Origin of the sequence: Mesorhizobium sp. M5C.F.Ca.IN.020.32.2.1 (assembly GCF_004023105.1) — a bacterium.
GTDB classification, from domain to species: domain Bacteria; phylum Pseudomonadota; class Alphaproteobacteria; order Rhizobiales; family Rhizobiaceae; genus Mesorhizobium; species Mesorhizobium wenxiniae.
In genome coordinates this window covers 1-5,565 of sequence record NZ_RZSX01000395.1, presented here as the reverse complement: position 1 = coordinate 5,565, position 5,565 = coordinate 1, and the positions used below count along the sequence as shown (strand labels likewise).

Here is a 5,565-nt window from a genome sequence, read left to right as displayed (position 1 = left end):
GCTCTGAATATCCAGGCCTTCGGTCAGGATCTGCCCGATGGTCATGCGCGGAGACAGGCTGGCGAACGGATCCTGGAAAATATACTGCATCTTTCGGCGCTGGCGAGCCAGCGGCCCGGCGCTCAGCTTGGTGATATCGATGCCGTCAAAGCTTATTTCGCCGGATGTCGGCTCGATGAGACGCAGCACCGAGCGGCCGATCGTGGTCTTGCCCGATCCGGACTCACCGACGAGGCCGACCACCTGGCCGCGCGCAATATCGAAGGAAATATCTTCCAGCGCCCTGACGACGGGACCGCGCGAGAACGCCGTCGGCGCAAAATGCTTGGTCAGATTCCTGACCGAAAGGAAGGGGGCATTCATCGTCAGAGATCCTTCCAACGCAAACAACGGCTGTGCTGGGTCGACGTCGCCGCGAACAATGGCGGCACCGCGGCGCGGCAGGCATCGACAGCCATGGCGCAACGCGGCGCGAAGGAGCAGCCCTTAGGCAGCAAGGCCAGCGACGGAACATTGCCGGCGATGGTCGGAAGCGGCGTTCCTGCTGCCTTCAGCGAGGTGGCCTGGCCAAGCCGTGGCACCGAACGCATCAGCCCCGCGGTGTAGGGATGACGCGGACGAGTGAACACCTCGCTCACCGGTCCCGATTCCACGATGCGCCCCGCATACATCACCGCGACCCGGTCGGCGATCTCGGCAACGACGCCCAGATTGTGCGTGACGAACAGAATGCCCATGCCGCGCTGCGCCTGCAGCTCGGCCAGCAGGTCGAGAATCTGGGCCTGGATGGTGTCGTCGAGCGCGGTAGTCGGCTCGTCGGCGATCAGCAAGGTCGGATTGCAGGATAAGGCCATGGCGATGGTGGCGCGCTGGCGCATCCCTCCCGAGAGCTCATGCGGGTATTGCCGCGCCCGCCGATCGGGATCGGGAATGCCGACCTGAGCCAGCAGCCGCACGGCGTCGGCGGCCGCATCGCGATGCGACTTGCCAAGATGGATGCGGATCGGCTCGGCGATCTGTTCGCCGATCGTGTAGACCGGATTGAGGCTGGTCATCGGCTCTTGGAACACCATGCCGATGTCGTTGCCGCGCACCTTGCGCAGCGACTCAGGATCGAGGCCGGTCAGCTCGGTGACCGTGCCATCCCTGCGCCGCAGCGCGATCGATCCCTCGGCGATGTGTCCGATCTTCTTCGGCAGCAGGCCGATGATCGACAGGCTGGTGACGGACTTGCCCGATCCGGACTCGCCGACGAGCGCGACCGTTTCACCCGATCCGATCGTCAGATCGAGGTCCTGCACGGCGGCAATGTCGCGTCCCGCGATACGGAACACCGCCCGCAGACCGGAAATCGAGAGAATCGGAGCGTCCACGGTCAGCGCAGCAACCCGACGTCGCGAAGGACAATTTCGACCTTTGCGGTTTCCTCGTCGTTCAAGCTGCGTTGCGGCCGCGCCATGGTGTTGGAGGCGATGATGCCGAGGCTCTTCATCGCGGTCTTGAAAGCGCCAACGCCGGCCGAGCCGGCGCTTGTCCTGCCGAGCGAGATCCAGACGATCTCGAACAGCTTTAACAGCCGCTCCTGTTCCACGCGGGCTTCGGCGTGCTGACCCGTCTGCATCAGAGTCCACAGCTTGACGTAGCCGTGCGGGTCGACATTGGCGAGGCCCGGCACGACACCATGCGCGCCCATGGCTAGCACGCTGTCGACCAGGATCTCGGATCCGGTCATGCCGAAGAAATTCGGATCGTCGGCCATATCCTTGAGCACATAACGCAGGTTGCCGTCATCGCCGCTGGAATCCTTGATGCCGGCGATAGCGCCCTCGCTAGCAAGGGCAACGGTGGTCTTACGCTCCAGCTTGACATGGACGCAGACCGGAATGTCGTAGGCGATGATTGGAATGTCGACCGCGTCCTTGATATAGCGGAAGTGGTCGCCGATCTCGGGCTGGCTGGTGCGGGCATAAAACGGCGCGGTGACCACGATGGCGTCGGCACCGGCCAATCTGGCTATCTTGGCATGGTTGATGACACGATCGGTTGTCGGGTCGATGACCCCGGCGAAGATCGGAACGCGGCCGTTGTTGACCTTGACCGCGTGCTCGATGATGGCCCTGCGGCCGGGCTCGTCATGGAAGACCACCTCGCTGGTCGAGCCGAGCACGAAGAGCCCGTGTACCCCGCCGTCGAGCAGGTTCTCAATCGTCCGCGTGAACGACGGGAAGTCGACGCTGAAATCGGCATTGAGCGGGGTGACGACAGGTGGCACGACACCGGTAAACAGGGGCATTTTGAAAAGCCTTTGGGTCAGTTGAGATCGGAACGAGGGTCGAATGCATCGCGCAGGCCATCGCCGATGAAGTTGATGGCCAGGACGGTGAGCACAAGCACGGCGCCGGGAAACATCCATTGCCAGGGATATTGTTCGAGCACCACGGTGGAGCGGGCGAGATTGAGCATGTTGCCCCAGCTGGCTTCGGGCGGCGCGATGCCGAGGCCGAGAAAGGAGAGACCGGCTTCGAGCAGAATGGCATTGGCGATCTGCAGCGTGGCGTAGACGACAAGAATATCGATGCAGTTGGGCAGGCCGTGACGGAACAGGAGATGCGGCAGCCCCGCCCCCATGCCGCGGGCGGCGACGACGAAGTCACGCTCGCGCAGCTCGAGCAGCCGGGCGCGCACCATGCGCGACAGCACCGGCCATGAGAGCAGCGAGATCACCAGGATGGTCGGCGCGATGCCGGTGCCCGCGATCGAAGCGAGCACAAGCAGGAAGATCACCGGCGGCAGCGTCATTGCGAGATCGACGAAGCGCATCACCGTGCCGTCGACAAGACGCCCGCCGAAGCTGGCGACGGCGCCGACCAGGAAGCCGATGACGATCGAGATGGCGACGGAGCAGACGGCGACCAGCAGCGATATCCGCCCGCCTTGCATCAGCCGGGCCATGACGTCGCGGCCGACGCCGTCGCTGCCTAGCCAATGAATGGCGGACGGTCCCTTGTTGATCGCCCTGAGATCGATGGCATTGGGGCTGAACGGCCACCATAAATGATAGGTCGAAACCGCCAGCAGGATGGGAACGACGATAAGCAGACCGGCGCGCGCCGCACGATTTTCAAAGAAGCGGTCGAGCGCGCGGCGGAGCGGTCCTTTGGTTTGCGGCGCGGCTGTCGGGTCGACGGTCGGATCTCGCGCGGTGATCGTCATCACGACACCTGAATGCGCGGGTCAACGACGGCATAGACGATATCGGTCAGGAGATTCACCAAAATGACGCAGATGCCGATCACCAGAGTGGCGCCCATGATCACCGGGTAATCCCGTGTGCCGACCGCGTTGACCAGCAGCAGGCCCATGCCCGGCCAGTTGAACACGCTTTCGAGGAAAATGGCGCCGCCGATCGCGATGCCGACCGTCGAGCCGATCAGGGTGATAACTGGCAAAAGCGCATTGCGCGTCGCGTGCTTGATGATCACCCAGAATTCGCGCACTCCCTTGGCACGCGCGGTTCGCACATAATCCTGGTTGAGCACTTCCAGCAGCGACGCGCGCATGTAGCGCATGATCAGCGCGGCGTGTCCAATGGACAGCAGGCAGGCGGGCAGGACGAGGTGCGCGAGTACGTCCGATACGGAAAAAGGTGCGCCGGCGGTCTGCATGCCGCCTGATGGCGCCCAGCGCAGCAACACCGAGAAAAAGTACAGCCCGAGAAGTGCCGTCAGAAAAGCCGGGCTGGAGATGCCGACGAAGGCAACCACCGACAGGATGATGTCGGGCAGCGCGTTACGGCGGACGGCGGAGAAAATGCCGGCGGAAATGCCGAGCACGATGGCGATGGTCAGGCCCGTACCCATCAACAGCGCGGTTGGGCCGATGCGCTCCATGACCAGGGGCAGCACGGCAACGCCGCTGCGTTGGATCGAATAGCCGAAGTCGCCGCTGAGTGCTGCGCGAAGCCAGGCGAGGTATTGCACGGGAAGCGGCTGGTCGAGCCCAAGCCGGTCGCGCAGGACTTCGAGGTCGGAAGCAGACATCGGGCTGGACGGGTTGATATACGCGTCGATCGGATCGCCGGGCGCCAGTCGCAGAAGGATGAAGATGAGGACGCTCAAGGCGACCAGCATCAACAGTCCTGTAGCGCTGCGGCGGGCAATGAAACTCAGCATTGGCGGTCCGTGGTGATGATGAGAGGACCCGGCATCAGGCCGGCTCCTTGCAAAAGCGGGCCTGGCCCGCCAAGCGCTTTTACTGGATATCCCAGCGTTCCGGGTGAGCCGCATAAGGACCGCCGGCCGGCGCCGGCGTCCAGACGAAGTCACGCAGCTTGTTGGAGGCGACGCCATAGCGGTTGGCCACCCATAATGTCGCCCAGGGCAGATCCTTGTTCATCACCTTGCAGACTTCCTGCCACGATTTATCGATCTTGGCCGGATCGGTCTGGCCGAGCGCAGCGTCCAATGCAGCGCTCAGATCGTCGAACTCGATGCGCATGGTGTTGAAGCCTGCCGGCGGAATCTGGGACTTGTTGAGACCAGGGCTGATGCCAGCCGGATTCGGACCGTTCTGCAGGCCGGCATAGACCATCGCAAATGCGTTCCAGTCCGGCGTCCCTTCCTTGTAGACGATGCCGTTATAGGTCGGCGTATCGACGACACGCGGCACCACATTGATCCCGACCTCGGCCAGCATCGACTGGATGGCGGCCATCACATTGGCCGCTTGCGGCGAGCCGTAATAGGTCAGCAAGGTGATGGGTTTGTCGCCGTTGATCTTTTCCCAGCCCGCCTCGGCAAGCAGAGCCTTGGCCTTTGCCGGATCGTACGCATAGGGTTCGAGGCCTTCGGGGAGCAGATGCGGCGCGACGTAGCCGCAGTTGGCCGGTTTGGCCGCGCCGCCATAGAGGCTCTCGATGATGGCATTGCGATCGATTGCGTGCATGATCGCCTGGCGGACGCGAACATCCTTAAAGAGCTCGACCTTCTGGTTGAGGCCGATGTAGTTGACCACATAAGAAGCGCCCTCGATCACCTTGAAATTGCTGTCGCTCTTGAAGGATACCGCGTCGTCGGGCTCGACATAGGTGAACTGGATTTCGCCGGCGCGCAGCGCGGCAACGGCCGCCGCCGGGCTCTCGAAATACCGGTTGATGAGCACATCGACCTTCGGCTTGCCGCTGCGATAGTCGTCATCCGCGGCCAGCTCGACATATTGATCGCTGACATAGCGATTGAATTTGAAGGGGCCGGTGCCGACCGGCGTGGTGGACCACCAGGTGCTTGTGGCCAGCGTTTCTGGCGGCATCCCGGCCAGAGCATGCTCCGGCAGGATCATCACCTGCGAGAGAATGGACAGGAAGGAGCCGTTGGGCTTCGACAATTTGACGACCACGGTGCGATCGTCCGGCGCGTCGACCGACGCGATGTCGCCGAGACGCGCGGCAAACAAGCTGCCGGAGGCTTTATTCCTGGCGAGTTCAAGCGTAAACTTGACATCCTTGGATGTGAACGGCTTGCCGTCGTGCCAGGTCTCTTGGACAAGGTTGAACGTATAGGTCAGTTG

The 5,565-nt window shown here is 62.9% G+C and carries 6 protein-coding genes; all 6 read right to left on the bottom strand.

The genetic code is table 11. The annotated features are described in order from the left end of the window. The coding region (locus tag EOA86_RS19750; RefSeq protein ID WP_128343186.1) for an ATP-binding cassette domain-containing protein at positions 1 to 363 on the bottom strand (363 nt) is incomplete at its 3' end. A 2-nt stretch (positions 364 to 365) separates the two neighbouring features. Then, positions 366 to 1,373 carry an ABC transporter ATP-binding protein gene (locus EOA86_RS19745; protein ID WP_128343184.1) on the bottom strand — a complete coding sequence of 336 codons (1,008 nt, stop codon included), beginning with the start codon at positions 1,371 to 1,373 and terminating at the stop codon, positions 366 to 368. A gap of 2 nt (positions 1,374 to 1,375) precedes the next feature. Then, complete coding sequence (locus tag EOA86_RS19740; RefSeq protein ID WP_128343182.1) at positions 1,376 to 2,293, bottom strand: dihydrodipicolinate synthase family protein; 918 nt, start codon at positions 2,291 to 2,293, stop codon at positions 1,376 to 1,378. A 17-nt stretch (positions 2,294 to 2,310) separates the two neighbouring features. Then, on the bottom strand, positions 2,311 to 3,213 hold the full coding sequence (locus EOA86_RS19735) for an ABC transporter permease (RefSeq protein ID WP_095519723.1): 903 nt from the start codon (positions 3,211 to 3,213) through the stop codon (positions 2,311 to 2,313). Continuing rightward, a complete protein-coding gene (locus tag EOA86_RS19730; protein WP_127209097.1) occupies positions 3,213 to 4,172 on the bottom strand; it encodes an ABC transporter permease in 960 nt (319 codons plus the stop codon). Before EOA86_RS19730 ends, EOA86_RS19735 begins: the two co-directional genes overlap by 1 nt. A 79-nt stretch (positions 4,173 to 4,251) precedes the next feature. Further along, a partial coding sequence (locus tag EOA86_RS19725; RefSeq protein ID WP_164891838.1) for an ABC transporter substrate-binding protein occupies positions 4,252 to 5,565 on the bottom strand: 1,314 nt, incomplete at its 5' end.

Bases quoted from the DNA above. Each gene is read 5' to 3' on its own strand.
- EOA86_RS19735 (WP_095519723.1), bottom strand. From the start codon at position 3,213: ATGACGATCACCGCGCGAGATCCGACCGTCGACCCGACAGCCGCGCCG.
- EOA86_RS19740 (WP_128343182.1), bottom strand. From the start codon at position 2,293: ATGCCCCTGTTTACCGGTGTCGTGCCACCTGTCGTCACCCCGCTCAAT.
- EOA86_RS19730 (WP_127209097.1), bottom strand. From the start codon at position 4,172: ATGCTGAGTTTCATTGCCCGCCGCAGCGCTACAGGACTGTTGATGCTG.